The sequence below is a fragment of the Dysosmobacter sp. genome, from assembly GCF_052306735.1.
GTDB lineage: Bacteria > Bacillota > Clostridia > Oscillospirales > Oscillospiraceae > Oscillibacter.
In genome coordinates this window covers 68,178-95,100 of sequence record NZ_DAWBAJ010000002.1, presented here as the reverse complement: position 1 = coordinate 95,100, position 26,923 = coordinate 68,178, and the positions used below count along the sequence as shown (strand labels likewise).

At 61.8% G+C, this 26,923-nt stretch carries 22 protein-coding genes; 14 read left to right on the top strand and 8 right to left on the bottom strand.

The genetic code is table 11. The annotated features are described in order from the left end of the window. The first annotated feature begins 25 nt into the window (after positions 1–25). From ACT67G_RS01155 to ACT67G_RS01145, 3 genes are read left to right on the top strand one after another with little or no spacing between them, the layout of a single operon-like run. Entirely contained in the window at positions 26–1,093 is a 1,068-nt protein-coding gene (locus tag ACT67G_RS01155; RefSeq protein ID WP_443662713.1) for a M50 family metallopeptidase, read from the top strand. A gap of 15 nt (positions 1,094–1,108) precedes the next feature. Then, the gene (ispG, locus tag ACT67G_RS01150; protein WP_443662712.1) at positions 1,109–2,146 is read left to right on the top strand and encodes a flavodoxin-dependent (E)-4-hydroxy-3-methylbut-2-enyl-diphosphate synthase; all 1,038 of its coding nucleotides are present in this window, start codon (positions 1,109–1,111) and stop codon (positions 2,144–2,146) included. A gap of 35 nt (positions 2,147–2,181) precedes the next feature. After that, entirely contained in the window at positions 2,182–6,156 is a 3,975-nt protein-coding gene (locus ACT67G_RS01145) for a PolC-type DNA polymerase III (protein WP_443662711.1), read from the top strand. Between the two features lie 168 nt (positions 6,157–6,324). On the opposite strand, the gene ACT67G_RS01140 is transcribed toward ACT67G_RS01145, so the two are convergent. The 3 genes from ACT67G_RS01140 to ACT67G_RS01130 form a co-directional block, all read right to left on the bottom strand. Further along, positions 6,325–7,110, bottom strand: coding sequence for an amino acid ABC transporter ATP-binding protein (locus tag ACT67G_RS01140; protein WP_325244518.1), 786 nt, complete (start codon positions 7,108–7,110; stop codon positions 6,325–6,327). A 16-nt stretch (positions 7,111–7,126) separates the two neighbouring features. Continuing rightward, positions 7,127–7,876, bottom strand: coding sequence for an amino acid ABC transporter permease (locus tag ACT67G_RS01135; RefSeq protein WP_443662710.1), 750 nt, complete (start codon positions 7,874–7,876; stop codon positions 7,127–7,129). A gap of 102 nt (positions 7,877–7,978) precedes the next feature. After that, the gene (locus ACT67G_RS01130) at positions 7,979–8,836 is read right to left on the bottom strand and encodes a transporter substrate-binding domain-containing protein (protein WP_443662709.1); all 858 of its coding nucleotides are present in this window, start codon (positions 8,834–8,836) and stop codon (positions 7,979–7,981) included. 224 nt (positions 8,837–9,060) lie between these two features. Between ACT67G_RS01130 and spoIVA the strand changes: the two genes are divergently transcribed. From spoIVA to ACT67G_RS01115, 3 genes are all read left to right on the top strand, one after another. After that, positions 9,061–10,536, top strand: a complete 1,476-nt coding sequence (gene spoIVA, locus ACT67G_RS01125; protein ID WP_325244512.1) for a stage IV sporulation protein A — start codon at positions 9,061–9,063, stop codon at positions 10,534–10,536. Between the two features lie 134 nt (positions 10,537–10,670). Next, a complete protein-coding gene (locus ACT67G_RS01120; protein ID WP_325244510.1) occupies positions 10,671–11,054 on the top strand; it encodes a BlaI/MecI/CopY family transcriptional regulator in 384 nt (127 codons plus the stop codon). Next, positions 11,047–13,563, top strand: coding sequence for a M56 family metallopeptidase (locus ACT67G_RS01115; RefSeq protein ID WP_443662708.1), 2,517 nt, complete (start codon positions 11,047–11,049; stop codon positions 13,561–13,563). Before ACT67G_RS01120 ends, ACT67G_RS01115 begins: the two co-directional genes overlap by 8 nt. A 42-nt stretch (positions 13,564–13,605) precedes the next feature. Here ACT67G_RS01115 and ACT67G_RS01110 read toward each other — a convergent pair whose 3' ends face one another. Next, positions 13,606–14,133: a methylated-DNA--[protein]-cysteine S-methyltransferase gene (locus ACT67G_RS01110; protein ID WP_443662707.1), complete on the bottom strand. Its 528-nt coding sequence runs from the start codon at positions 14,131–14,133 to the stop codon at positions 13,606–13,608. A gap of 122 nt (positions 14,134–14,255) precedes the next feature. Between ACT67G_RS01110 and ACT67G_RS01105 the strand changes: the two genes are divergently transcribed. Further along, positions 14,256–15,026, top strand: coding sequence for a type III pantothenate kinase (locus ACT67G_RS01105; RefSeq protein ID WP_325246979.1), 771 nt, complete (start codon positions 14,256–14,258; stop codon positions 15,024–15,026). Between the two features lie 13 nt (positions 15,027–15,039). Then, entirely contained in the window at positions 15,040–15,180 is a 141-nt protein-coding gene (locus tag ACT67G_RS01100; RefSeq protein ID WP_325246978.1) for a hypothetical protein, read from the top strand. An 85-nt stretch (positions 15,181–15,265) separates the two neighbouring features. On the opposite strand, the gene ACT67G_RS01095 is transcribed toward ACT67G_RS01100, so the two are convergent. Further along, complete coding sequence (locus tag ACT67G_RS01095) at positions 15,266–16,504, bottom strand: 6-phosphofructokinase (protein ID WP_443662706.1); 1,239 nt, start codon at positions 16,502–16,504, stop codon at positions 15,266–15,268. A gap of 224 nt (positions 16,505–16,728) precedes the next feature. Between ACT67G_RS01095 and fba the strand changes: the two genes are divergently transcribed. After that, positions 16,729–17,697, top strand: a complete 969-nt coding sequence (gene fba / locus ACT67G_RS01090) for a class II fructose-1,6-bisphosphate aldolase (RefSeq protein WP_325246289.1) — start codon at positions 16,729–16,731, stop codon at positions 17,695–17,697. Between the two features lie 90 nt (positions 17,698–17,787). Here fba and ACT67G_RS01085 read toward each other — a convergent pair whose 3' ends face one another. From ACT67G_RS01085 to ACT67G_RS01075, 3 genes are read right to left on the bottom strand one after another with little or no spacing between them, the layout of a single operon-like run. After that, positions 17,788–19,620: an ABC transporter ATP-binding protein gene (locus tag ACT67G_RS01085; protein ID WP_443662705.1), complete on the bottom strand. Its 1,833-nt coding sequence runs from the start codon at positions 19,618–19,620 to the stop codon at positions 17,788–17,790. After that, complete coding sequence (locus tag ACT67G_RS01080) at positions 19,604–21,349, bottom strand: ABC transporter ATP-binding protein (protein WP_443662704.1); 1,746 nt, start codon at positions 21,347–21,349, stop codon at positions 19,604–19,606. The genes ACT67G_RS01085 and ACT67G_RS01080 overlap by 17 nt, the downstream gene beginning before the upstream one ends. 12 nt (positions 21,350–21,361) lie before the next feature. Then, a complete protein-coding gene (locus ACT67G_RS01075; RefSeq protein WP_443662703.1) occupies positions 21,362–21,787 on the bottom strand; it encodes a MarR family winged helix-turn-helix transcriptional regulator in 426 nt (141 codons plus the stop codon). Positions 21,788–21,941: 154 nt separating this feature from the next. Between ACT67G_RS01075 and ACT67G_RS01070 the strand changes: the two genes are divergently transcribed. The 5 genes from ACT67G_RS01070 (at position 21,942) to ACT67G_RS01050 (ending at position 26,844) form a co-directional block, all read left to right on the top strand. Continuing rightward, a complete protein-coding gene (locus ACT67G_RS01070; protein ID WP_443662702.1) occupies positions 21,942–23,402 on the top strand; it encodes an aminoacyl-histidine dipeptidase in 1,461 nt (486 codons plus the stop codon). A 132-nt stretch (positions 23,403–23,534) separates the two neighbouring features. Beyond that, positions 23,535–25,424, top strand: coding sequence for an OPT family oligopeptide transporter (locus ACT67G_RS01065; RefSeq protein WP_443662701.1), 1,890 nt, complete (start codon positions 23,535–23,537; stop codon positions 25,422–25,424). Between the two features lie 110 nt (positions 25,425–25,534). Next, the gene (locus ACT67G_RS01060) at positions 25,535–25,909 is read left to right on the top strand and encodes a PqqD family protein (protein WP_325246300.1); all 375 of its coding nucleotides are present in this window, start codon (positions 25,535–25,537) and stop codon (positions 25,907–25,909) included. Beyond that, positions 25,906–26,259, top strand: a complete 354-nt coding sequence (locus ACT67G_RS01055) for a hypothetical protein (RefSeq protein WP_443662700.1) — start codon at positions 25,906–25,908, stop codon at positions 26,257–26,259. Before ACT67G_RS01060 ends, ACT67G_RS01055 begins: the two co-directional genes overlap by 4 nt. Before the next feature lie 81 nt (positions 26,260–26,340). Then, positions 26,341–26,844 (top strand): amidase domain-containing protein, encoded by a 504-nt coding sequence (locus ACT67G_RS01050; protein WP_325246844.1) that lies wholly within the window; start codon positions 26,341–26,343, stop codon positions 26,842–26,844. Positions 26,845–26,923: the final 79 nt, after the last annotated feature.

The window sequence follows — 26,923 nt, the reverse complement described above, 5'->3', positions numbered from 1 at the left end:
GCAAGATTCTTTTAGGAGTGTATCTATGACCATTGTCTATATCCTGGCGGCGCTTTTCGTGTTCGGACTGCTGGTGGCGGTCCATGAGCTGGGCCACTTCCTGGCGGCCAAGGCCTGCGGCGTGCGGGTCAACGAGTTTTCCATCGGCATGGGCCCGGCCATCTGGACGAAAGAGAAGGGGGAGACCCTCTACGCCCTGCGGGCGCTGCCGGTAGGCGGTTACTGCGCCATGGAGGGCGAGGACGAGGACACCGGGGATGAGCGGGCTTTCACCCGCCAGAGCGGCTGGAAGAAATTTATCATTTTGGTGGCAGGTGCCGGCATGAACTTCCTCACCGGCGTGGTGATCCTGTTGGCCCTTTACGCAGGGACCCAAACGGTGTACACCGACCAGATCGCGGGCTTTGCTCCGGAGTTTTCCCAGCAGGGGGAGGAGGGCCTCATGGAGGGGGACCTCATCTACAGGATCGACGGCTACCGCACCTACCTGGCGGGGGACGCTCAGATGTTCCTCAGCTACGGCGGCGACACCGTGGACATTGAAGTGGTGCGGGACGGGGAGCACATCCTGGTGGAGGACGTTCCCCGGACCACCTACACCGGCACCGACGGCCAGCCCTACACCGGCTACGGACTGCTGGTGGGCAGCAGCGGGCGGGAGGCCACGCTGGGGGTGAAGCTCCAGTACGCCTGGTACAACGCCGTGGACTATGTGCAGCTGGCGTGGTTCAGCCTGGTGCAGCTGGTGACGGGCAACGCCGGGATGCAGGATCTCAGCGGCCCGGTGGGTATCGTCTCCATCATGACAGAGACCAGCGAGGCGGCCAGTCAGTACGGCGTCCTTGTGGTGGTGCGCAGCCTCGCCAACTTCGCGGCGCTGCTGGCGGTGAACCTGGCGGTAATGAACCTGCTGCCCATCCCCGCGCTGGACGGCGGCCGGATCTTCCTGCTGCTGGTAGACGCAGTGGGCATGCTGCTCTTCAGGAAAAAAGTGCCGGAGAAGTATCAGGCCGCCGTCAATACGGCGGGATTCGTGGTGCTGATGGGCTTTATGCTGATCGTCACGGTGTTTGACGTGTTCCGGCTTTTCTAAAAGGAGGATGTACCCATGACAAAGCGTCTTTTGGTGGGCTCTGTGCCCGTGGGCGGCGGCGCCCCGGTATCCATCCAGTCCATGTGCAATACCAAGACCGATGACGTGGCGGCCACCGTGGCCCAGATCAAAAAACTGGAGGCGGCGGGCTGTGAGATCATTCGGGTGGCCATCCCCGACCAGGCGGCGGCGGAGGCCGTGGACAAGATCAAAGAGCAGATCGATATCCCCCTCATCGCCGACATCCACTTTAACTACCGCTACGCCCTGACGGTGGCGGAGCGGGGCATCGATGCCATCCGCATCAACCCCGGCAACATCGGGGGAGAGGAGAACGTCAAGGCCGTGGCGGACATGTGCCGCCGCAAAAACATCCCCATCCGCATTGGCGTCAACGGCGGCTCCCTGGAAAAGGAACTCCGGGCCAAGTACGGCGGCGTCACTGCCGAGGCTCTGGTGGAGAGCGCCATGGGCCACGTGGCCCTTTTAAACAAGTTCGACTTTGACGACATCTGCATCTCCGTCAAGTGCTCCGACGTGCCCTTGACCATGGCGGCTTACCGGCTCCTGTCGGAGCAGACGGACTACCCGTTGCACCTGGGGGTCACGGAGGCGGGCACGCCTTCCATGGGAATGGTGAAGTCGGCCATGGGCATCGGCGGCCTGTTGTGCCTTGGTATCGGCGACACCATCCGGGTGACCCTCACCGCCGACCCGGTGGAGGAGATCTACGCCGCCAAGAAGATTTTGAAGGCGGCGGGCCTGCGGAAAGAGGGCGTGAACCTTATCGCCTGTCCCACCTGCGGCCGCACCCGCATCGACCTGATCCCCATTGCCGAGGAGGTGGAGCGGCGGCTGATGGACTGCGACAAGAACATCACCGTCGCCGTGATGGGCTGCGCCGTCAACGGTCCCGGTGAGGCCTCCGCGGCGGATATCGGCATCGCCGGCGGCAAGGGCGAGGGACTGCTGTTCCGCAAAGGGGAGATCCTTTACAAGGTGCCCCAGGAGCAGCTGGTAGATGCATTGATGAAAGAGATTGAGGCGCTGTGAGCGCCTTTTGAGAGAGGAAGCACAAAGAGGAAACCATGTCCAGAGATATCCCGTTTTTTGAAATGTTCACAGAGCTCCAGCTCTCCGGAGAGCTGCGGCTGCGCCTGGCGGGGGCGGTGCTCACCGGCGCCGTCATCGACCGGGAGAAGCTCTCCATCACCGCCCACCTGACGGTGCGCAATCCCCTGACGGAGGAGGAGCAGGCGTCTTTGAAGCAGACCCTGGCGGCGGTGTATGGCTTCCGGTCCGTGGAGCTGGTGCTGACGGTGAAGGAGGAGGCCCATGCCTCCTCCATTTCCGCGCCCGGCGCCCCGGCGGAGAAGAAGAGCGGCAAGATCCTCATGGGGAAGGCCATCAAGAGCCGTCCCGGCCCCATGAAGGACTTGAATCTGAAGATGGGCACCGCCACGGTGGAGGGCAAGGTCTTTGCCTTCGAGTGCCGGGAGACCCGGCGGCCGGGCATGTGGCGGCTGAGCTTTGACATGACGGATTACACCAACTCCGTCACGGTGCAGAAGAACCTCACCACCAAGGAGGCCCAGCAGCTGGAGGGGGCCATCAAGCCCGGCATGTGGCTGTGCGTCCAGGGCAAGATGGAGCCCACCTGGGACGGTAAGGACATCCAGCTGAACCCCTACAACATCTGCGTGGTGGAGCACAAGGCCCGGCAGGACACCGCCAAGGAAAAGCGGGTGGAGCTGCACCTGCACACCAAGATGAGCAATATGGATGCCCTGACGGACACCAAGGAGGCGGTGAAGACCGCCATCCGCTGGGGCCATCCCGCCATCGCCATCACGGACCACGGCGTGGCCCAGTCTTTCCCGGATGCCTGGCACGCCTCCGGAGATGACATCAAGATCCTCTACGGCGTGGAGGGTTACTTCATCAACAACATCGACGACCGGGTGGCCGTTCACGGCAAGCTGGACTGCCCCCTGGACGGGGAGTTCGTCTGCTTTGACATCGAGACCACCGGCCTCAAGGTGGACCGGGAGGCCATCACCGAGATCGGCGCCGTGGTACTGCGAAACGGCGAGATCTGCGAGCGGTTCCAGACCTTCGTGAACCCCGGCCGCCACCTGACGCCGGAGATCGTGGGTCTCACCGGCATCACCGACGAGATGCTCAAGGACGCCCCCCAGCCCCGGGAGGCGCTGACGGCGTTTTTGGAGTTCGTGAACGGCCGGCCCCTGGCGGCCCACAACGCCGAGTTCGATATCGGCTTCATCCGGGCAGGCTGCAAGAAAGAGGGCATCCCGTTCCAGCCCACCTATGTGGACTCCCTGATCCTGGCCCAGAACCTGCTGCCGGATTTGGGCAAGTACAAGCTGGACATCGTGGCGGAGCACCTGGACCTGCCGGCTTTCAACCATCACCGGGCCAGTGACGATGCCGCCACCGTGGGCTATATGCTCATCCCCTTCTGGAGGATGCTCCATGAGCGGGGAATCCACACCCTCCAGGCGGTGAATAAGGAGATGGAGAAGCTGCGGCCCCTGGGCGGCAAGTCCAACCGCTTCCCCAAGCACATTATCCTCATCGCCAAGAACAAGGTGGGACTCAAGAACCTCTACCAGATGATCTCCGCCTCCAACCTCAAGTATTTCAAGCGGGTGCCCATCATTCCCAAGAGCCTTTTGAACGAGCACCGCAACGGCATCATCGTGGGCTCCGCCTGCGAGGCGGGAGAGCTGTTCCGTGCGGTGACAGACCACAAGGACTGGGACGAGCTCAAGCGCATCGCCTCCTACTATGACTATCTGGAGATCCAGCCCCTGTGCAACAACGCTTTCATGCTGCGAAACGGCGACGTGCAGTCGGAGGAGGAGCTGCGGGAGTTCAACCGCACCATCGTCCGGCTGGGAGACGAGCTGGGCAAGCCCGTCTGCGCCACCGGCGACGTCCACTTCCTGGAGCCCGAGGACGAGGTCTACCGCCATATCCTGCTGGCCTCCAAAAAGTTCCCGGACGCCAACGCGCCCCTGCCCATCTATTTTAAGACCACAGATGAAATGCTGGAAGAGTTTTCCTACCTGGGGGAGGAGAAGGCCTACGAGGTGGTGGTCACCAACACCCGGGCCATCGCCGACCAGGTGGAGAAATTCGAGCTGCTGCCGCCGGACCTGTATCCGCCCCGACTTGCCAACTCCGAGGAGGACCTGAACCGCCTGGTGTGGGAGAAGGTCCACCGGCTCTATGGCGAGAATCCGCCCCAGCTGATCGTGGACCGGCTGAACGTGGAGCTGGGCGGCATTCTGGGCAAGTACGACGTGGTGTACATGTCCGCCCAGAAGTTGGTGCAGCGCAGCCTGGAAAACGGCTACCTGGTGGGCTCCCGTGGTTCCGTGGGCTCCTCTCTGGTTGCCTACATGTCCGGCATCACGGAGGTCAACTCCCTGCCGCCTCACTACCGCTGCCCCAACTGCAAGAACACCGAGTTCATCACCGACGGCTCCTACGGCTGCGGCGCCGACATGCCGGACAAGGTTTGTCCCGTCTGCGGCACCAAGTACGTCAAAGACGGCTTCGACATTCCCTTTGAGACCTTCCTGGGCTTCGGCGGCGGCAAGGTGCCGGATATCGACCTGAACTTCTCCGGCGAGTACCAGGCCAGGGCCCACCAGCACGCCATTGAGATGTTCGGAAAGACCCAGGTGTTCCGGGCCGGCACCATCGGTACCCTGGCGGAAAAGACCGCCTACGGCTTTGTCAAGAAATATCTGGAGGAGAACGGCATCACCGCCGGACGGGCGGAGGAGAACCGCCTGACATTGGGCTGCGTGGGCGTCCGGCGTACCACGGGCCAGCACCCGGGCGGACTGGTGGTAGTCCCCGATGACATGGATATGGAGGACTTCTGCCCGGTGCAGCACCCGGCGGACGCCGACGACTCCGATACCATCACCACCCATTTTGAATACCACTCCATGGAGGCCAACCTCCTGAAGCTGGATATGCTGGGACACGATGACCCCACCATGGTCCGTATGATGCAGGACCTCACCGGGGTGGATCCCCACGACATTCCCCTGGACGACCCGGACACCATGTCCATCTTCACTTCCAGCAAGGTGCTGGGGTACGAAAATGACGAGCTGCTGGGCCCCACCGGCGCCGTGGCCATTCCGGAGTTCAACACCCGCTTCACCCGGCAGATGCTGGTGGACACCCAGCCCAAGGACTTCAACACCCTGGTGCGCCTGTCCGGCTTCTCCCACGGTACCGACGTGTGGCTGGGCAACGCCCGGGACCTGATCGTCAGCGGCACCGCAAGCGTCTTGGAGACGGTGGGCTGCCGTGACGACATCATGCTCTACCTCATCTCCAAGGGCCTGGACCCCAAGATGAGCTTCAAGATCATGGAGAAGGTCCGAAAGGGCAAGGTGAAGAAGGGCGGCTTTGACGAGGGTTGGGTGGAGGCCATGCGGGAGCACGATGTTCCCGAGTGGTACATCGAGTCCCTGGCCAAGATCGGCTACCTGTTCCCGAAAGCCCATGCTGTGGCCTACGTCATGATGGCCTTCCGCATCGCCTGGTACAAGGTACACGAGCCCCTGGCCTTCTACGCCACCTTCTTCTCCGTCCGGGCCAAGGCCTTTGACGCGGAGTATTGCTGCGCGGGACTGGACGCAGTGAAGCGCAAGATCCGGGAGATCGAGAACAACAAGGACGCCACCGCCGTGGAACAAAACCTCATGACCACGCTGGAGGTGTGCTACGAGTTCTATCTCCGGGGCTTCCACTTCGACACCATCAACATCTACGAGTCTGACGCCACCAAGTTCAAGGTGACGGAGAACGGCCTGCTGCCGCCTTTTGTCTCCGTCCACGGTTTGGGCGAGTCCGCGGCGCTGGATACCGTGGAAAAGCGCAAGGGCAAGGAGTTCATCTCCATCGAGGAATTTGCCATGTGCTGCAACAAGCTCTCCAAGACCCACATCGAACAGCTCAAGGCCCTGGGGGCCTTCGCCGGCATGGCGGAGACCAGCCAGATCACCTTGTTCTGACCCAACAAAAACAGCGCCGGGCTGCGGCAACGAATTTGCTGCGGCCCGGCGCATGGTTTTGCGCCTCCGGAAAGGGAGGTTTGCCGGAAGAAAAAAGAAGCACGGAAAACCGCAACGGTCTTCCGTGCTTTTCTCGTTTCGAATCCCGTCCGCAGAGAGGGAAGGGCATCAGGTTTCGCTGTACCGGGAGAGGAACTGCTTTGTCCGCTCCTCCCGGGGATGCTCGATGACATCCCGGGCGGGGCCCTGCTCCACAATGACGCCGCCGTCCATGAAGATCACCTGATCGGCCACGTCCCGGGCAAAGGCCATCTCGTGGGTGACGATGATCATGGTGGTCCGCTGTTCCGCCAGAGACCGAATGACCTTCAGCACCTCGCCGGTGAGCTCCGGATCCAGGGCACTGGTGGGCTCGTCGAAGCAGAGGATATCCGGGTGCAGCGCCAGGGCCCGGGCGATGGCTACCCGCTGCTGCTGGCCGCCGGAGAGTTGACTGGGATAGTGGTTCTCCCGGTCGCTGAGGCCCATTTTTTTCAGCAGCTCCCGGCCCTCTGCCTGGATCTCCTCCAGGATTTCCTTCTTGTTCTCCTTGAAATCCGGCCGCTCCTGGCTGAGAAGCTCCTTGGCCAGCGTGACGTTCTTCAAAGCCGTGTACTGGGGGAAGAGGTTAAAGGACTGGAACACCATGCCGAAGTGGAGCCGCTTTTTGCGCACCTCGCTCTCCCGCTGGGTGGCGGGATCGGCGGCGTCAAAGATCACAGAACCGTTCACCGCGATGGAGCCCTGGTCGGGCTTTTCCAAAAAGTTCAGGCACCGCAGCAGCGTGGTCTTGCCGGAGCCGGAGGAGCCGATGATGGCCAGCGCCTGGCCCTGCTCCAGATCGAAGCTGATATCCTCCAGAACCCGGGTGGCACCGAAATGCTTTTCAATGTTATGTACTTCCAAAACTGCCATGTTGGGTCCTCCTTAATTACTGAAAGAAGGCCAGCTTCTTTTCCAGCTTGCCTAAAAGCACGGTGACAATGCCGCTGAAGATCAGATAGTACACCGCCGTAAAGAACAAAGGCCAGGTAAGGCCCGCAATGCCGGAGTTGCCCTTCATGAAGGACTCGCCCATCCAGATGACTTCCTGCAGGGCAATGACCCGGGCCAGAGAGGTATCCTTCACCAGCGTGATGACCTCGTTGGACATGGGGGGCACGATGCGCTTGATCATCTGCACCAGGGTGATATGGCGGAAGATCTGGGCCTTGGTCATGCCCAGTACCTGACCGGCCTCTTGCTGCCCCCTGGGGACGCCCTGGATGCCGCCCCGGTAGATCTCGGAGAAATAGCAGGCGTAGTTGATGATGAAGGCTACGCACACAGCTGTCATCCGCCCGCCCTCACCGCTGGGCCAGTTGAACCAGTCCTTCATGCCCGGCACATAGAACAGGGCAATGATCTGGAGTACCAGCGGGGTTCCCCGGATGATCCAGACCAGCAGTCGGCACACCAGGCTGATGGGCCGGAGCCCCAGCAGACCGCTCAGCAGGGGAGACATGTTGGGACGGCGCAGGAACCCCAACGGTGCCCAACGGCTCATGGAGCCGAAACTAATAATCAGTCCCAGGGGAAGGGCACCGATGAGGGTGATAAAGAACAGCTGAAGGGTTTTGACAAAACCGCTGTTCAGGGCCGAGAGCACCGTCTGAAAGGTGCTGGATGTGAAAAATTCCATGTTGGTATCGTCCTCTCAGGATGGTTGTGGTGGGGGGATAAAGCCGCCGAAAGGCAGAGCGCGCAAGAAACGCGCTCTGCCTCATATACGTATCAGGGGAAATCAGTCCAGGATCACGGCGTCCTGCACACCATAGGTGGTAGCAGTCTCCAGCACAGTGCCGTCAGACACCTTTTCCGCCCAGAACTCATTGAATGCATCCACCAGGTCGGAACCCTTCCGGAAGCCCACGCCGTACTCCTCAGAGGGCAGGCCCTGGGCGTCATTCAGGTTCAGGGTGAAGGTCAGATCCTCATAGCTGGTGCCCTCGCCGATCATGGCACCGGCCATCAGCAGGTCGATGACAGCGGCATCAGAGGTACCGGCGGACACTTCCATCAAAGTGTTGGCCTGGGACTGAACCGGAACGGTGGTGGCACCCAAAGCAATGGCGGCGTCCTCACCGGCAGAGCCGGACTCCACAGCCACGTTCAGACCCTCCAGAGAGGTCAGGCCCTCGAAATCTGCCGCCTTGTCAGCGGGGACCACCAATACCTGAGCATTGGTGCAGTAAGGAACGGAGGTTCCCATGGCGGCCATGACATCCTCGCCCAGAGTCATGCCGTTCCACACGCAGTCGATGGCCTTGGAGTCGAGCTCCTCCACCTTGTAGTCCCAGGTGATCTCCTGGAACTCCACGTCCACGCCCAGGCTCTCGGCAAAGGCCTTGGCCATGTCGGCGTCAAAGCCGATCCACTCGTCGCTGCCTTCGGCCTTGTAGTCCATGGGCTCGAAGTAGGTGATGCCCACCACCAGGGTGCCCTTGTCCTGGACATACTGGAGATCGCTCTCGGCGGTATCGGTATTCTCGGTGTTCTCCGTATCCTCGGTGCTGGTGTCCTCGGTGGCAGTTTCGCCGCCGCAGGCGGCCAGGGAGAGCACCATCAAACCGGAGAGCAGCAGTGCAAGAAACTTCTTCATATTCCAATCCTCCAAATCAGCGGTTGCCCGCCTCGTTTAATACGGTAGTAGTTTACCATGCTAAATTACAGCTGTAAAGCGGGAATCACACCGAAGAGCAGAGAAGAACACCTCGTGATTTTGTCTATTTTCGCCAAAGTCCGTTGGAGACGGGCCGTCATACTTTCGCCGGCGGGGACATAGAGTGGTACCATGAATATGGAGCGGAAAAAGGACGGGATGCTATGAATACCAGTATCTATCAGAATATCGCCACCCGCACCGCAGGGGATATCTACATCGGCGTGGTGGGACCGGTGCGCACAGGAAAGTCCACCTTCATCAAGCGGTTCATGGAGACCCAGGTGATCCCCAACATCGACAACGTCTACCGCAAGGAGCGGGCCCGGGATGAGCTGCCCCAAAGCGGCTCCGGCCGCACCATCATGACGGCAGAACCCAAGTTCGTGCCGGAGGAGGCCGCCCAGATCCAGCTGGAGGGAGGCGGCAGCTGTTCCGTGCGGCTCATCGACTGCGTGGGGTACATGGTCAAAGGCGCCATCGGCTCCACGGAAGACGATGCCCCCCGCATGGTCACCACCCCCTGGTACGACCACGAGATCCCCATGACGGAGGCGGCGGAGATCGGTACCCGGAAGGTCATCGCCGAGCACTCCACCATCGGCATCGTGGTCACCACCGACGGCTCCATTGCCGACATCCCCCGGGAGGACTACCTGGAGGCGGAGGAGCGGGTGATCCGGGAGCTGCAGGAGCTGGGGAAGCCCTTCATCGTGCTGCTCAACTCCTCCGATCCCTCCGGGGACCGGGCGGAGGCCATCGCCCGGGACATCGCCTCCCGCTATGAGGTCAAGTGCGTCCCCGTCAACTGCCTGACGCTGGAGGAGGAGGACGTAGCCGCCATCTTGAAGGCGGTGCTCTACGAGTTCCCCATGCAGGAACTGGATCTGTACCTGCCGCCCTGGGTGGACGCCCTGCCGGACGGACACCCCATCAAGGCCGGGCTCTATCAGGCCATCCGGGAGAGCACCGCCCAGCTGCACCACATCCGGGAAGTGGAGGATATGGTGGGGGCCCTGGGGCAGAGCGAACACATCAGCGAGGCCCGGGTCACGGCCCTGGATCTGGGCACCGGTGTGGCGGCGGCCACCCTGGGATTGCCCCGGGAGCTGTTCTACCAGACCCTTTCGGAGCAGTCTGGCTTCTCCGTATCCGACGATGGCGACCTCATGAGCCTGCTGACCCGGCTCTCCGCCGTGAAAGCGGAGTACGATAAGGTAGCCGGGGCCTTGAAGGACGTGCGGGAGACCGGCTACGGCATCGTGGTGCCGGGCATCGACGAGCTGACGCTGGAGGAGCCGGAGATCATGAAGCAGGGAGGGCGCTACGGCGTGCGCCTCAAGGCCAGCGCCCCCAGCATCCACATGATCCGGGCGGACATCGAGACGGCGGTGAGCCCCATCGTGGGCAACGAAAAGCAGTCCGAGGACATGGTCAACTACCTGCTTCAGGAGTTCGAGGGGGACACCAGCAAGATCTGGCAGTCCAATATCTTCGGCCGCAGCTTCCACGAGCTGGTCAGCGAGGATCTGCAAACCAAGCTCAAGCGGATGCCGGAGGACGCCCGGAAAAAACTCCGGGAGACCCTGGAGCGGATCATCAACGAGGGCAGCGGCGGGCTCATCTGCATCATCCTGTAACCCGGATCGAAACCAACCTCTCTTTCAGACCAGGAGCGGACAGCAGTCCGCTCCTTTTTTTAAAATGTGGTTTACAATGTAGACCTTATGTGTTATGATAGGTCTACAAAGTAAACCAGAGGGGAGGCGGAACCATGCAGGTGCATCTGACAGCCAGTGAGTGGAACGTACTGGAATGTCTGTGGCGTCACTCGCCCCAGACGGTGATGGAGCTGGTGGCGGAGCTGAAATGCCGGGTGGGGTGGGCCAAGAGCACCACCATCACCACGCTGCGGAGGATGGAGGAAAAGGGCCTGGTACGCTCCGAGACCATTGGCAAGGCAAAACACTATACACCGCTTGTTGCCAGGGAGGAAGCGGAGATAGAAGAGACCCACACCTTTTTAGATCGGGTGTATCGGGGCAGCGTGGGGCTGATGGTGAGCACCATGGCCCGGCGGCAGGCTCTGACACAGGAGGATATCGCCCAGCTGCGGGCGATCCTGGATCAGGCGGAAGGGGGCGGAGAGGATGCTTGAGTGGATGGTGTCCTCCAGCCTCCTGATCCTGGCGGTGCTGGCAGCCCGGCGCCTGCTGGGAGAGCGGATCAGCGGCACGGCCCGGTATGCTTTGTGGCTGGTGGTTCTGGCGCGGCTGCTGATCCCGGTGCAGCTCTTTTCCGCTCCGGTGAGCCTGGAGGCCCTGCTGCCGGAGTCCCCGGCGGTGGAGAAGGCGCTGGATGAGACGGCCCTGTACGCTTTCCCGGATCCTGAGCTGTCCGGCACCTTCGACGAACCCCTGCCGGAGGATGCACCTACCGGTGTGATGGTGGTGGGCACCCACGGGCAGCGCATCCTGGGGGCATGGGTGGAGTACCACGACGGCTGCACCGTCCAGACCCGGGAGGGCTGGACGGAGTACCGCTTCTACGCCGACTGGCGGGATGTGCTGATTCTTTTCTACCTGGCGGGTGCGGCCGTTATGCTGGGGGTGCTGACTGTCAGCAACCTCCGCTTTGCCCGGCGGCTGCGGCGGCGCCGGGTACCTTTTCAGCCGCCCTTTCCCTATGGAAACCTGCCGGTCTACACGGTGGAGGGCCTCAGCTCTCCCTGCCTCTGCGGTGTGGTATTCCCCAAGATCTATGTGACCGGAGAGACAGCGGCGGACACCCAAATGCTCCGGCATGTGCTCTCCCATGAGGAGGCCCACTACGTACACAAGGACCACATCTGGAGCCTGCTGCGGTGCCTGGCCTTGGCGCTCCACTGGTACAATCCCCTGGTGTGGTGGGCGGCGGCAGCGTCCCGGCAGGATGGGGAACTGGCCTGTGACCAGCGGGCGCTGGCGTACCTTGGGGAATCGGAGCGGACAGCCTACGGCCGCACCCTGCTCTCTTTGCTGACAGCCGGGCCCCGGCCGGGAGATCTGCTGCAGTGTGCCACCACCATGTCCGGCGGCGGCCAGAAAATCAAAGAGCGGTTGGAGCGCATCGTGAAAGCGCCCCGGATGCTGGCGGTGACGGCGGTGTGCCTGGCGCTGGCGGCCGTGTGCCTGGGGGGAATCGCCTTTTCCGGGCGTGGTGGTGCCTGGGTGGAGGATCCCCGGCCGGAGGCCCGCTTCCTCTATGACCGGACGGAGCGGGGGGAGAGCGTGGTGGAGACGCTGCAGTTCCGGGTGGAGGATGACGCGGAGGATCTGGAAGATCTGAAAGCTGTGAATCAGACCATCCGGGACTTTGCCCAGAGCTTTATCACGGACAACGAAGGCCAGTGGGCAAAGGTATCCGCTTATCCCTGTGTAGGGCGCAGCACGGTGACGATCCTGGAGCTGGGATGCACCATGCCCACTTATTCCACCGACGGGACGCTGGCAGCCTGGTGCTGGGATACCGAGGGCCAACGTTTGGTGACACTGGAGGAAGTACGCAAGGCCCTGGATTGGAGCGACAGCGATATCCGCATGGCTCTGGAAGCGTATGTGGAGGAACATCCGGCATCCTTCGGCTATGGTGCCGGAGAAAGTACGGATGGTGCAGAGTTTACAGTTGCGGGTTTCCGCCAGCGAATGGACGGCGGCTGGGATCTCTTTTTGCAATACCAGCGGCCTGCCACGGCCACCAGCGCCGGATATCAGTACCTTCTGACCTTCTCCGACGGGGCCATCCTGCCGGGGCTGGCTATCCCGGAGGAGGAACTGGCGGATGTGGGCTGCGCGTTGGAGGGACTGACGGCTTATTCCACGGAGGATCGGGTGGAGGAGCCGGATATGATGGTGCTGCTGGCTTTTATCCAGCCGGAAGACCTGGTGAACATCGTTGGTAATGGGATCCCGGCAGGGATGCTGGCGTCGGCGCTGCGAAACGCCCGGATCAGGCCGGGAAGTACTCCTGCAGACCGGGTCTGGTCTGTCACGGTTTATCTGGAGGGCGGTCCGGAGGAGTGGAGCAGTTTTGACGCGCACCTGACCTTATGGATCGGGCTGACAGAGGGAAATGTTCTGGCCGAGTATTGCAAAGGGCCCTGTCAGACGGAAGTCCGACTGGAGTCTCAGGACCTCTACTGGCTGATCCGCAATGCCTGGGATGAAGAGGAAACCGTGGATCAGGAAGCTCTGACTATATACCGGACCGTTCTGGAGGACCGGATGGACAGCAGCTTGGCGCAGCTGCAGCGCGCAGACGCACAGAGCGAAGATCCTGCGGGATACAATGGGTATCAGGTGACGCAGTTCTATGCCATTGGTACGTTTGCGGATGTATCACCCGGGGTGGATGCGGAGCTGTACGCTTTCGACTATGGCATTACCCTGGAGCATCCAGAGAACGTGTCCGCCGTCGGCGCCAACTATCTGGACGGGAAACTGCGGATGCGGAGTTACAGATACCCCCGGTACTTTCTCGTTTACCGGCAGGAGGGCGAAGTGGTTCGTACCCTTTTCCTGAACTGGGAGAAGCTCCATCCGGCGTTTCTGCAATCCAACCTGGACGATATGGAGCGTTCTTATCGCGAAACCCTGTTGTATTTCTGGAAACTCTCAGAGGCGGATTGAGCTGAAAAAACGGGACACCGGATCTTCCAGTGTCCCGTTTTCTTATAAAGCCGTGCCCGTTTTGGGCACGTACAGCCCCGTCAGGTCTGCTCCCTCCAGCTCCAGCAAAAAGCGCTTCTTCTCCACGCCTCCGGCATAGCCGGTGAGGCTGCCGTCTGCTCCCACCACGCGGTGGCAGGGGATCAGGATGGAGATGGGGTTGTGGCCCACGGCGCCGCCCACTGCCTGGGGTGCGGCAGCGATGCCCCGGGCCCGCAGAGCCTGTGTCAGGGCGCCGTAGGTGGTGGTTGCGCCATAGGGGATCTCCCGCAGCAGCGCCCACACCGCCTGACGGAAGGGACTGCCGGACGGGGCCAGGGGCGGCATGGCCGGGAGGGGAGCTTTGGAAAAATACGCGTCCAGCCACGCTGCCGTCTGGTCAAATACCGGCAGATCCGGCGCCGGGGACGCATGGATGTCCAGGGTAGAGGCAAAATACTTCTGACCTGCCAGCCACAGCCCGGTGATGGCCGCGCCGTCGGAAGCCAGGGTCAAGGGCCCCAGGGGAGAGGGGAGGGTGATGGTAAACATATGCAGCCCGCCTTTCTGGTACTGATAGCCAGTATACCGGAGGGCGGCGGCACTTGCAAGGGCGGGGAAGACGTGATACCATAGAAAAAACGACGAAGAGACAACGAAAGGGGAGACGCCGCATGCTGCTGGCCATCGACGTGGGCAACTCCACCACCTCTGTGGGATTGTTCGACCGGGAAAAGAATCTCCGGTTCCTGGCTTACCTGGACACCGACAGCCGTAAGACCGCCGATCAGATCAGCATTGATCTGATGAACCTGTTTACGCTTTATCACTATAACTATCAGGATGTCACAGGCGCCATCTTCTGCAGCGTAGTGCCCCCCCTGAATTTCATGATGTCCAAGGCCCTGACCCGGCTTTTGGGCAAGCCCCCCATGATGGTGGGTCCCGGCGTGCGGACGGGGCTGAACCTGCGGATGGAGAACCAGGTGCAGGTGGGAGCGGATATCGTGGCGGACGCCGTGGCGGCACTGGAGCGCTTCGAGCCTCCCATTATCACCATTGACATGGGCACCGCCACCACCATCGGCGTCATCGACGCCCAGCGCAACTACGTGGGCGGCATGCTGCTGCCGGGGGTCAATGTGTCCCTGGAGGCCCTCAGCCGCCGGGCGGCCCAGCTGCCCGCCATCTCCCTCCAGCATCCCAAGGCCGTCATCGGAAAGAACACCGAGGACTGCATGCGCGCCGGCATCGTCTACGGCACTGCCGGGATGCTGGACGGCATCATCGAGCGCATCCGGGGAGAGTTCGGCGGCCGGGAGATCAGCGTGGTGGCAACCGGCGGCAACGCGCCGGTGATCGTCAAATACTGCAAGACCCCCATCGTCTATGACAAGTTCCTTCTGATGAACGGCCTGTGGGCCATCTATCAGAAGAACAAGTGAGGAGGCAATCAAGGTGACCGTATTTGCTGTGGCGTTCTGGACGTTAGCCGCGGGATTGGCGGGATATGCCTTGGATCCCGCTCTGGGGATCATCGCTGCAGTGGCTGTGGCAGCAGGATTTATCTGCCAGTTTTTGAATGGACGGGAGAAGTAAGAGGGAGCTTCCCCCGGAAAGAGAAAAGCCATAGAAAAGAACAGAGCCGAAGCGGAAATTCCGCTTCGGCTCTTGCTGTGTTGGATTACTTCGCCAGGACCTTCTTGAGCTTGGCAAAGCGGGGCAGGGAGTCCACCTTGGGCAGGTTGGGCTCGCCCTGGATCAGAGGCAGCACATAGTCGATGAAGGGCTTCTCCACGCCGTTGTGGGCGGCATTGATCCACTCCGGAGGAACCTTCTTCTCGGTGTTGGCCACCTCGGTCAGCGGGAGCAGCTTCGTCTTGCAGACATACTGGCCGTTCTCATAGCTGCGCTCGAAGCCCACCATCTTGTCGGTGATGCCGGCCACGGCGTTCTCCACGGCAGCCTTGCCGGACATATAGCTCTCCTCGATGTCGGTCTCGGAGGCCAGGTGCGCGCCGCAGCGCTGCAGCAGGCTCAGCTCGATGCCCCGGACCTTGGCGCCGGTGCGCTGCTTGACCACGTTGGCAAGCAGGGACGCAAGGCCGCCCAGCTGGGCATGGCCGAAACCGTCGGTGGCAGAGGTCTTGGCCTCAGAGACGAAGGAGCCGTCGGCATAGTGGATGCCCTCGGACACAGCTACCATGCAGTTGCCCTTCTCCTTGTAGATGCGCTCCACATCGGCAAGGAACTGGTCCATGTCGAAGTCCACCTCGGGCAGGTAGACGAGGTCGGGGCCTGCGCCGTAAGCGGTGGCCAGAGCGGAGGCGCCCGCCAGCCAGCCGGCGTGGCGGCCCATGATCTCGATGATGCAGACCATGCCGGTGTCATAGACCCGGGCGTCCTGATAGACCTCCATGCAGGAGGTGGCGATATACTTGGCAGCGGAGGCGAAGCCGGGGCAGTGGTCGGTGCCGAAGAGGTCGTTGTCGATGGTCTTGGGCACGCCCATGACGCGGCACTCGTAGCCGACTTTCTGCATGTACTTGGAGATCTTGTTGCAGGTATCCATGGAGTCGTTGCCGCCGTTGTAGAAGAAGTAGCGGACATCGTACTTCTTGAAGATCTCCAGGATGCGCTTGTAATCGGTGTCGTCCACATCCGGATCGGCCATCTTATAGCGGCAGGAACCCAGGGCGGAAGAGGGAGTGTACTTCAGAAGCTCCAGTTCCGCGGGATCCTCCTGGCCCATGTCGAACAGCCGGTCGTTCAAAACGCCCTTGATACCGTGCTCCGCGCCCAGAACGCGGGTGATGTTGGGGTTTTGCAGCGCGGTGTGGATCACGCCGTACGCGCTGGCGTTGATGACGGAAGTGGGGCCGCCGGACTGGCCGAAGATACATGCGCCTTTCAGTTCACTCATGAGAAAATCCTCCTCAGAATTTGTTAGATTTATCATAACATCCATAAAATGAATTGTAAATACTTGCATTTTAAAATTTTTGTGATATTATCAAAACAGAAAATCGTTTTCGTCCAGTTCGTTTGTGAAAATCACTCATCGGTTTACGTAAACTTTGCGTGGATCGGGCGGGTGTCCGCAGCGGCGGGGCGGAACAATTTAAATTTAACAGGAGATGATTATTTATGGCTTTGGTTACCACCACCGAAATGTTCAAGAAGGCATACGACGGCGGCTATGCCATCGGCGCGTTCAACGTCAACAACATGGAGATCGTCCAGGGCATCACCGAGGCCGCCCGGGATCTGGATGCCCCTCTGATCCTGCAGGTGTCCAAGGGTGCCCGCGCCTACGCCAACCACACGTACCTTGTGAAGCTGGTGGAGGCCGCTGTCATCGAGTGCCCCAATATCCCCATCGCCCTGCACCTGGATCACGGCCCCGACTTTGAGACCTGCAAGTCCTGCATCGACGGCGGCTTCACCTCCGTTATGATCGATGCTTCCTCCAAGCCCTTTGCCGAGAACATCGAGATCACCAAGAAGGTCGTGGAGTATGCCCATGACCACGGCGTGGTGGTCGAGGCTGAGCTGGGCGCTCTGGCCGGCATCGAGGACGATGTGAAGGTCTCCGCCGAGGAGTCCCACTACACCCATCCCGACGAGGTGCAGGAGTTCGTGGAGAAGACCGGCTGCGATTCCCTGGCCATCGCCATCGGCACCAGCCATGGCGCTTACAAGTTCACCGCCGCTCAGTGCACCCGCAACGAAAAGGGCGAGCTGGTTCCCCCTCCGCTGCGCTTTGACATCCTGGACGAGGTAGTCAAGCGTCTGCCCGGCTTCCCCATCGTGCTCCATGGCTCCTCCTCCGTGCCTCAGGACTTCGTGAAGATGGTCAACACCTACGGCGGCAAGATGCCCGATGCCGTGGGTATCCCCGAGGAGCAGCTGCGCAAGGCCGCCAAGAGCGCCGTGTGCAAGATCAACATCGACTCCGACCTGCGTCTGGCCATGACCGGCACCATCCGTAAGTTCATGGCGGAGCATCCCGATAAGTTCGATCCCCGCGAGTATCTCAAGCCCGCCCGCGCCGCCATCAAGGAGCTGGTGGCCCACAAGATCGTGGACGTTCTGGGCTGCGACCACAAGGCCTGATCGTTCATTTCAACTGCATAACCTCACCTTAAAAAAGGAGGGAGACGCATCGCGTCTCCCTCCTTTTTCCTTTGGCAGGCGGGATCGGGCTCAGGAGAGCTCGAACATGCCGTGGTAGAGCTGGTAATATTCTCCCCGCCGGGCCAGGAGCTGCTCGTGGTCGCCCTGCTCCACCACCGCGCCGTTTTCCAGAACGATGATGGCGTTGGCGTTGCGGACGGTGGAGAGACGGTGGGCGATGACGAACACCGTCCGGCCCTCCATCAGCTGGTCCATGCCCTTTTCAATAAGGGCCTCCGTCCGGGTGTCGATGGAGGAGGTAGCCTCATCCAAAATCAGCACCGGCGGATCCGCCACAGCAGCCCGGGCGATGGCCAGCAGCTGCCGCTGGCCCTGGGAGAGGTTGGCGCCGTCTCCGGTGACCATGGTGTCATAGCCCTGGGGCAGGCGGCGGATGAAGGAGTCCGCGTTGGCGATGACCGCCGCCCGGCGGACTTCCTCATCGGTGGCGTCCAGCTTGCCGAAGCGGATGTTGTCCGCCACGGTGCCGGTGAAGAGGTGGGTGTCCTGGAGCACCACGCCGAAGCAGCGGCGCAGATCCGCCTTGCGGATGCGCCGGATGTCGATGCCGTCAAAGGTGACGGAGCCGCCGGAGACGTCGTAGAAGCGGTTGATGAGGCTGGTGACGGTGGTCTTTCCGGCGCCGGTGGAGCCCACGAAGGCGATCTTCTGGCCGGGCTTTGCATAGAAGGACAGGCCGTGGAGAATGGTGCGCCGCCCGTCGTAGGAGAAGGAGACGTCATGGAAGCGGACGTCCCCCCGCAGGGGGATCGGCGGCTGATCCGGAGCAGCGCTGTCCTGCCAGATCCACTGGGGCGCCCTGCCCGGCTGGGCGGGCAGGCGGGTGAGGGTCACGGTGCCCGTGTCCTCCTCCGGCGGCTGCTCCATGGCGGTAAAGACCCGCTCGGCACCGGCCATGGCGGAGAGGAGGAAGTTGCCCTGCTGGGTAAACTGGTTGATGGGCATGGCGGACTGGCGCACCAGCACCAGATAGCTGGCAAGGCTTCCCACGTCGGACAGGCCCAGAATCACCATCACCCCGCCCAGCACGGCGATGACGGCGTAGTTGAGGTAGGAGATGGACACCACCGCCGGGATCATGGTGGCGGCATAGCTCTGGGCGCTGATGCCCGCCCGGCGCAGCTGCTCATTGCGCTCCGCAAAGCCCTGGAGATTGGCCTCCTCGTGGTTGAATACCTTGACCACCTTCTGCCCCGAGACCATCTCCTCAATATAGGCGTCCAGCTCGCCCAGGCTGGACTGCTGGCGGTTGTAGTAGAACCTGCTGCGCCGTCCGCTGTATCGAATATAGAAGAACATGGCGGCGTAGCCCAGCACCACGATAAGGGTCAGGCGCCAGTTGAGGATGAAAAGCAGTGCCAGAGTGCCCACTACCTGGACGAAGCTCTGGATGATCATGGCAAAGCTGTTGTTGAGGGCGTCGGAAATGGTGTCCACGTCGTTGGTGAAGAGGCTCATGAGGTCGCCCTTGCGGTTGGCGTCAAAGAAGCCCAGGGGCAGAGTCTGCAGATGGACGAACAGATCCCGGCGGATATCCCGCAGGATCTTCTGGGCCGCCCGCACCATCAGCTGGGTATAGCCCAGGGTGGAGAGGGCACCGGCGGCATAGATGGCTGCCGCCGTAGCCACACCGGCGATGAGCCCCGCCCGGCTGCCTGCCTGGACCACCTGGTTGACAATAGGCTTGATCATGTAGGTACCCAGGAGGTTGGCGGAGGCGCTGACGGCCGCCAGGATCCCCACCAGCACCAGAAGGGCCCGGTGGCGCCTCAGGTAGTCAAGAAGCCGGGAGAGGGTGTGCCGCAGATCTTTGGGACGGCTGCCGTTAAATGGCTTCGCCATGGATGGCCCCTCCTTTCATCTGAGAATCGTAGATCTCCTGATAGATCCCATCCGACGCCAGCAGCTCCTGGTGGGTGCCTACGGCGTGGATATGGCCGTCCTCCAGGATCACGATCTTGTCGGCGTCCATGACGGAGGTGATCCGCTGGGCGATGATGAGCTTGGTGACCTGGGGCAGGACACGCAGGTTGGCCCGGATCCTGGCCTCGGTGGCGGTGTCCACCGCGCTGGTGGAGTCGTCGAAGATCAGCACTTTCGGACGCTTGAGCAGCGTCCGGGCGATGCACAGCCGCTGTTTCTGCCCGCCGGAGACGTTGACGCCCCCCTGGCCCAGGTCCGTGTCCAGGCCGTCGGGCATCTTCTCCAGAAACTCGTCGGCACAGGCGGCCCGGCAGGCGGCCCACAAGGTCTCGTCAGAGGCCTCCGGATCCCCCCAGCGCAGGTTATCCCGGATGGTGCCGGAGAAGAGGACGTTCTTTTGCAGCACGATGCCCACGGCGTCCCGCAGGGTGGAGAGGCGGTAGTCCCGCACGTCCCGTCCGCCCACCTTCACAGTACCGGAGGTGGCGTCGTAGAGCCGGGGGATCAGCTGCACCAGGGTGCTCTTGGCGGAGCCGGTGCCGCCGATGATGCCCACCGTCTCACCGGCGGCGATGTGGAGCTCCACATGGGACAATGCGTCCTTTTCCGCCGACTTGGCATACTTGAAGGAGACATCGCAGAAATCCACGGAGCCGTCCGCCACGGTCTCCACGGGGTCGGCGGGATCCGCCAGGTCCGCCGGCTCCTCCAGCACCTCCCGGATGCGCCGGGCGCTGGCCAGGGAGCGGGTGAGGAGCAAAAAGACGTTGGAAATCATCATCAGGGAGTTCATCACCTGGAGCACATAGCTCAAAAAGCCGGTGAGCTCGCCCACCTGCATGCTGCCCGCCAGGATAAAGTTCCCGCCGTACCACATGATGAGCACCACCGCCGTGTAGAACACCGCCTGAAAGGCGGGCATGTTGAACTGGGCGAAGCGGAAGGTATCCAGGCTGGCCTGGGTCAGCTCCTGGTTGACGGCGTCAAACTGCTTCGCCTCATAGTCGCCCCGGACAAAGGCCTTGATGGCCCGGATGGCGGTGAGGGCCTCCTGGACGCGGCCGTTGAGGTGATCCACCGCCCGCTGCTGGCGGTGGTAGAGAGGGCCCACCTTGCCCACGATGAGAAAGAGGATCCCACCCAGAATGGGGGAGGCGATAACGAATACCAGCGCCAGCTTCCGGTTGAGGAAGAAGGCCAGGCCGATGCCCAGCACCAGCATCACCGGAGAGCGCACCAGAGGCCGCAGCCCGGCGTTGATGACGTTCTGCATCACCGTCACGTCGGTGGTCATGCGGGTCACCAGGGAGGGGGCGGAGAAGCGGTCCAGGTTGGAAAAGGCGTAGGACTGGAGGCGGCGGTACTCCGCCAGACGCAGCTGGGCGCCGAATCCGTAGGCCGCCCGGGCGGCAAACCGGGCGTAGGCCAGGCCCGTCAGCAGTGCCAGCAGGGCGCACAGCACCATCCAGCCGCCCTGGCGCAGCAGGTAGGGGATATCATGGGCGGGGACCCCCACGTCCACGATATCCGTCATAATAAGTGGGATCGCCATTTCAAAAACGCACTCCAGAAGCAGCAGCACCACCGCTGCGGCCATCTCCCTGCGGTGAGGGCGCAGATAGGAAAAGACGATTTTCAGATCTTCCATACCAATCCCTCCTTACAGAAGATGTCCGCCCAGATTGCGGTAGGCCCGGTCCAGAAAGCCAGTCAGTTGTTCCCGTTCCTCCCGGGAAAAGCCCTGAAGCATCCGCTCTTCCAGGGCGGAGCACTGCTCCTCCCAAAGCTGGAACGTCTCCCGGCCCTTGTCCGTCAGACGTACCTCACCGGTGCGCCGGTCTGTAGCCGAGGCCGTCCGCATCAGAAGGCCGTCCCGTTCCATGCTCTCCAGCATCCGGCTGATGGCGGCGGGATCCACCTCGCAGTAATAGGCCAGCTGCCGCTGGGAGAGGGGCTCCCGGGCCATCAGGGAGCGGAGCACCTTGGGCTGCCCCGGGGAGAGCCCGATGGCGCTCAGGTGGGGCCGCAGATCGTTTCGCATCAGATGGGCCGCCCGGGAGAGCAGGGTGTGAATGGCATAGCGCATGCCGGTCATCTCCAATCATTGATATATCAATTATTGTCGGAAGAAATTATATGCGGAACCGGAGAAAGTGTCAATGCCGGTATATGGGATTTGTCTTTTGAAGAAAGCTGTGGTATACTGTACGCACACAAAATGATAAAGGAGTGTTTCTCATATGGAGTACAGGATCAAAGGCCTCCAGCCGGAGGCTCTGTTCCGCTTTTTTGAGGACATCAGTGCCATTCCCCGGGGATCCCACAACGAAAAGGCCATCAGCGATTACCTGGTGTCCTTCGCCAAGGAGCGGGGACTGTGGGTGAATCAGGACGCTGCCAACAACGTCATCATCAAAAAGCCCGCCTCCGCCGGGGCGGAGAACGCCGCGCCGGTGATGCTCCAGGGCCACCTGGACATGGTGTGCGAGAAGCTGGCGGGCGTGGAGCACGACTTTGAGACGGAGGGCCTGGACCTCATCGTGGAGGACGGCGTCCTGCGGGCAAACGGCACCACCCTGGGCGGCGACAACGGCGCTGCGGTGGCGCTGATGATGACCGTTCTGGACGATGACACCCTGCGTCATCCGCCCCTGGAGTGCGTATTCACCGTCTGTGAGGAGGTGGGCCTGGACGGCGCCAAGGCCCTGGACAAGTCCCAGCTGGACTCCCGCACCATGATCAACCTGGACTCTGAGGAGGAGGGAGTGGCCACCGTCAGCTGTGCCGGCGGCATGCGCTATGCCCTGGTGCGTCCTGCCCAGCGGGAGGAGGCCCACGGCTTCCCCGTCTCCCTGGAGATCAGAGGCCTTTTGGGCGGCCACTCCGGCAGTGACATCCACAAGGAGCGCCGCAACGGCGTCAAGCTCATGGCCCGGGTGCTGCGGCACCTGACGGCGGGGAAGGACTGCCGCCTGATGGCCTTCGACGGCGGCAGCAAGGATAACGCCATTCCCCGGGAGTGCTCCGCCTCCGTTCTCTATCTCAACCGCGAAGAGGCGCAGAAGGCTCTGGAGGCGGCACAGGAGCTGGGCAAGGCCCTGGCGGAGGAGATTTTGCCCACGGAACCCTCCTTTGTCTTTACCGCCGCGGCAGGGGAGGAGCAGGACTGTCAAGTGCTCACCCCCCAGGCCGGACAAGCCCTGGTAAACGCCGCGTGCCTGGCTCCCAACGGCGTGCGGGTGCGCAATCCCAAGCAGGGCAACTTTGTGGTGACTTCCCTGAACCTGGGTGTTGTGCGCTCCGCCGGCGAGCGGCTGGAGCTGGTGTTTGCTCCCCGCAGCAGCGTGGAGTCTTTGCAGGAGGAGACGGAGGAGGCCCTGGCCCTGCTGGCGGAGACCTTCGGCTTCACCACGGAGATCACCGGCCGGTATCCCGGCTGGGCCTATGCGGAGCACTCTCCCATCCGGGATGTGTTCTGTGAGAGTTACAAGACCCTCTTCGGCGGGGAACTCTCCATCGAAGCCATCCACGCGGGACTGGAGTGCGGCCTCTTCTCCGAGGCTTTGCCGGGCCTGGACGCCATCGCCGTGGGCCCCACCATCCGGGGCTGCCACACCCCCGACGAGCACCTGCCGCTGGATTCCTTCACCCGGTTCTACCAGCTTTTAACAGACGTGCTGGCCAGACTGGCGGAAAAGTAATATAAAATTCTCCCCATTGCACAAAAATTCCCCGAAATTTATATTTTGCTTTCCATAATCGCTAAGATATGATAAAGTATTCGAGGCGTTTCGTTAAGAGATAGCAAAAAAGAAATAGAAAGGGTTTTTGGAATGTCCAACAAAAACAGCGACTTTAAGCCGTACATACCGGCAGACCGTGTGGTACCGGAATTTACGGTGACGTCCGTCCTCATCGGCATCGTGCTGGCCATCGTGTTCGGCGCGGCCAACGCCTACCTGGGTTTGAAGGTAGGCATGACCATTTCCGCATCCATCCCCGCAGCCGTGATCTCCATGGGTATCATCCGGGTGATCCTGCGCCGGGATTCCATTCTGGAGAACAACCTGGTCCAGACCATCGGCTCCGCCGGTGAGTCCGTGGCCGCAGGCGCTATTTTCACCCTGCCGGCCCTGTTCCTGTGGGCCAAGGACGGCATCATCGACATGCCCAGCGTGGTGACGTTGGGATTGGTTGCCCTGGTGGGCGGCGTCCTGGGCGTCATCTTCATGGTGCCCCTGCGCCAGGCCCTCATCGTGGAGGAGCACGGCGTGCTGCCCTTCCCCGAGGGCACCGCCTGCGCCGAGGTGCTGCTGGCCGGTGAAGAGGGCGGCAGCAAGGCCGGCGTGGTGTTCTCCGGCCTGGGCATCGCCGCTGCCTACAAGCTCATCAGCGACGGCTTCAAGGTCTTCCCCAGCGAGATCGGCCACGATATCGCCTTCTACAAGGGCTCTTCCATCGGCATCCAGGTGCTGCCCGCCCTGGCTGGTGTGGGCTACATATGCGGACCCAAGATCTCCAGCTATATGTTCGCCGGCGGCACCCTCAGCTGGTTCGTCATCATGCCCATGATCGCCCTCTTCGGCGGTGACGCCGTGGTGTTCCCGGGCTCTGCTCCCATCAGCACCCTGGCACCCTCTGATCTGTGGGGCACCTATGTCAAGTACATCGGCGCCGGTGCCGTGGCTACCGGCGGCATCATCAGCCTCATCAAGAGCTTCCCCCTGATCGTGCGCACCTTCAAGCAGGCCATGAAGGGCATGAAGAGCGCCGGCAAGGCCTCCACCCTGCGCACGGAGCAGGATATCCCCATGCCCGTGCTGCTCATCGCCATGGTGGTCATCGCTGTGGCCATCTGGCTGCTGCCTGCGTTCCCCGTGAACCTGCTGGGTGCAGTCATCGTGGTGGTGTTCGGCTTCTTCTTTGCCACCGTGTCCTCCCGGATGGTGGGCCTCATCGGCTCCTCCAATAACCCGGTGTCCGGCATGGCCATCGCCACCATTATCATCACCACCATTCTTCTGAAAGCCACCGGCACCGTGGGCACCACCGGCATGACCGGCGCCATCTGCATCGGCGGCATCATCTGCGTCATCGCCGCCATCGCAGGCGACTGCTCTCAGGACCTGAAGACCGGCTTCATCCTGGGTGCCACCCCCAAGAAGCAGCAGATCGGCGAGATCATCGGCGTCATCGCCTCTGCTGCTGTCATCGGCTTCGTGCTGTACCTGATGAACGCCGCCTGGGAGTTCGGCGGCAAGGAGATCCCCGCTCCCCAGGCTACCATGATGAAGATGCTGGTGGAGGGCATTATGAACGCCCAGCTGCCCTGGGCCCTGATCCTTACCGGCGTGGGTGTTGCCATCGTGGTGGAGATCATGGGCGTCCAGGTGATGCCCTTTGCCGTGGGCATGTACCTGCCCTTCAGCCTCAGCGCCGGCATCATGGCCGGCGGCGTAGTTCGCTGGTTCATGGAGCGCCGCAAGAACGTCTCCGAGGAGGAGCGCCGGGCCGGCGTGGACCGGGGCGTCCTGTACACCTCCGGCCTCATTGCCGGTGAGGGCCTCATGGGCGTCGTTCTGGCGGGTTTGGCCGCTGCCAAGCTCAATATCGATGTCTCCGGCATCCTGAACCTGGGCGGCATCAGCTCCATCATTTCCATTATCGCCTTCGTGCTGCTGCTGGCCTCTTTGGCGAAGGTCTGCACCAGCACCAAGAAGTAAGATCCGCTGTATCCAACAGGCACGGTCCGCCCGCAAGGGCCGGCCGTGCCTGTGCGGTTTTCCCGGGCCGCTTCCGCGGCCCCAACTCGAGACAAGGAGGGCTGCGTCCCATGAAGAAGAAACAGTCTGAAAACTATCTGGAATACGTGCCTGTCCGCACGCCGGAGACAGAGTTCACCGTGGATGAGACCGGTATCGTCACCCTCACCAAGGAGTGGACGGGATTTTACAACCGCATCGCCCAGCGCTTTTTCCATAAGCCCCGGGTCAGCCATATCGCCCTGGACGGCTACGGCAGCTTCATCTGGAAGCTCATTGACGGAGAGCGGGACGTATACGCCATCTCCCAGAAGCTGGACACTGCGTATCCCGGCATGGAGAAATCCCTGCCCCGGCTCATCAAGTTCCTGGAGATCCTCCGGGATCACCATTTTATCGTCTGGAAAGAGGAGGAAAAGCGGGCAAAAGGGGAGAAGCGCAAATGAATCTCCTGCACTATCTTCCGTACCTGCTGGCCTTTATGGCCATTACGGCGGTGCTCTATGCCTGGGGCCTTTACCGGGCCCAGACTGCTGCCCGGGACGATGCGTCCCTCCTGAAAGCCAAGGGTGTTGCCCGGATTCGCCGGGCAGTGAAAAAGCAGGGCGGCTGCACCCGGGCCCAGCTGCGTGAGGCAGTCCGGGACCTGAGCGCCGGACTGCCCTTTTCCCATCGGCGCATTGCCGTCACGGATCCCGACGCCTTTTTGCAGGAGGTTCTGGGCTACATGGTGGATCAGCGGATCCTCAGCGTAAAGCAAACCCGGGGAGAGGACGTGTACACCCTGCGAAATTGAATGGGCCGCCTGCGGGCGGCTCTTTTTTGTGCCCCGGCCCCTGCCCGGCGCATAGACTGGGAGGAAAGGGGAGGGGAGATCATGCGTTTTGTACCGGATTATGACCGCATGGCTGCGGTGCGCTACGCCCACCGGTGGGCCTTTGGCAGAAATCCCAGGTTTTACGACTACGAGGAGATCGGCGGGGACTGCACCAATTTCGCATCTCAGTGCCTGTTCGCCGGGGGAAGCCTCATGAACTTTGTGCCGGATTTCGGCTGGTACTATATCAGTGCCAATCAGAAATCCCCGTCCTGGACCGGGGTGGAGTACCTCTATGACTTTCTCACCCGGAAAGTCCTCTCCATCGGTCCGGTGGGAGAGGAGTGCGGTCTGGAGGAGCTGCGCCCCGGGGATCTCCTCCAGCTCTCCTTCACCGGGGAGGGCTATCAGCACACCCCGGTGGTGGTGGCGGTGGGGCGGCCGGCCATGCCCGCCAACATCCTGGTGGCGGCCCACAGCTATGACGCCGATAACCGCCCGCTGTCCACCTACAATTACCAGAAGCTGCGGGGCATCCACATTACCGGAAATATCCGGCCGTAAATTCCGGGAAAAGCAGTTCCTTTTCCGGTTTTGGTGTGCTATACTGATAGCAAATTCTACGAAAGCGGGGAGGTCGCAT

Coding starts and splice junctions, on each gene's coding strand:
- ACT67G_RS01115 (WP_443662708.1), top strand. CDS start 11,047: ATGCTTGAGTGGATGGTGTCCTCCAGCCTCCTGATCCTGGCGGTGCTG.
- spoIVA (WP_325244512.1), top strand. CDS start 9,061: ATGAATACCAGTATCTATCAGAATATCGCCACCCGCACCGCAGGGGAT.
- ACT67G_RS01120 (WP_325244510.1), top strand. CDS start 10,671: ATGCAGGTGCATCTGACAGCCAGTGAGTGGAACGTACTGGAATGTCTG.
- ACT67G_RS01095 (WP_443662706.1), bottom strand. CDS start 16,504: ATGAGTGAACTGAAAGGCGCATGTATCTTCGGCCAGTCCGGCGGCCCC.
- ACT67G_RS01055 (WP_443662700.1), top strand. CDS start 25,906: ATGAATCTCCTGCACTATCTTCCGTACCTGCTGGCCTTTATGGCCATT.
- ACT67G_RS01145 (WP_443662711.1), top strand. CDS start 2,182: ATGTCCAGAGATATCCCGTTTTTTGAAATGTTCACAGAGCTCCAGCTC.
- ACT67G_RS01060 (WP_325246300.1), top strand. CDS start 25,535: ATGAAGAAGAAACAGTCTGAAAACTATCTGGAATACGTGCCTGTCCGC.
- ACT67G_RS01085 (WP_443662705.1), bottom strand. CDS start 19,620: ATGGCGAAGCCATTTAACGGCAGCCGTCCCAAAGATCTGCGGCACACC.
- ispG (WP_443662712.1), top strand. CDS start 1,109: ATGACAAAGCGTCTTTTGGTGGGCTCTGTGCCCGTGGGCGGCGGCGCC.
- ACT67G_RS01050 (WP_325246844.1), top strand. CDS start 26,341: ATGCGTTTTGTACCGGATTATGACCGCATGGCTGCGGTGCGCTACGCC.
- ACT67G_RS01130 (WP_443662709.1), bottom strand. CDS start 8,836: ATGAAGAAGTTTCTTGCACTGCTGCTCTCCGGTTTGATGGTGCTCTCC.
- ACT67G_RS01110 (WP_443662707.1), bottom strand. CDS start 14,133: ATGTTTACCATCACCCTCCCCTCTCCCCTGGGGCCCTTGACCCTGGCT.
- ACT67G_RS01135 (WP_443662710.1), bottom strand. CDS start 7,876: ATGGAATTTTTCACATCCAGCACCTTTCAGACGGTGCTCTCGGCCCTG.
- ACT67G_RS01105 (WP_325246979.1), top strand. CDS start 14,256: ATGCTGCTGGCCATCGACGTGGGCAACTCCACCACCTCTGTGGGATTG.
- ACT67G_RS01155 (WP_443662713.1), top strand. CDS start 26: ATGACCATTGTCTATATCCTGGCGGCGCTTTTCGTGTTCGGACTGCTG.
- fba (WP_325246289.1), top strand. CDS start 16,729: ATGGCTTTGGTTACCACCACCGAAATGTTCAAGAAGGCATACGACGGC.
- ACT67G_RS01140 (WP_325244518.1), bottom strand. CDS start 7,110: ATGGCAGTTTTGGAAGTACATAACATTGAAAAGCATTTCGGTGCCACC.
- ACT67G_RS01065 (WP_443662701.1), top strand. CDS start 23,535: ATGTCCAACAAAAACAGCGACTTTAAGCCGTACATACCGGCAGACCGT.
- ACT67G_RS01070 (WP_443662702.1), top strand. CDS start 21,942: ATGGAGTACAGGATCAAAGGCCTCCAGCCGGAGGCTCTGTTCCGCTTT.
- ACT67G_RS01075 (WP_443662703.1), bottom strand. CDS start 21,787: ATGCGCTATGCCATTCACACCCTGCTCTCCCGGGCGGCCCATCTGATG.
- ACT67G_RS01080 (WP_443662704.1), bottom strand. CDS start 21,349: ATGGAAGATCTGAAAATCGTCTTTTCCTATCTGCGCCCTCACCGCAGG.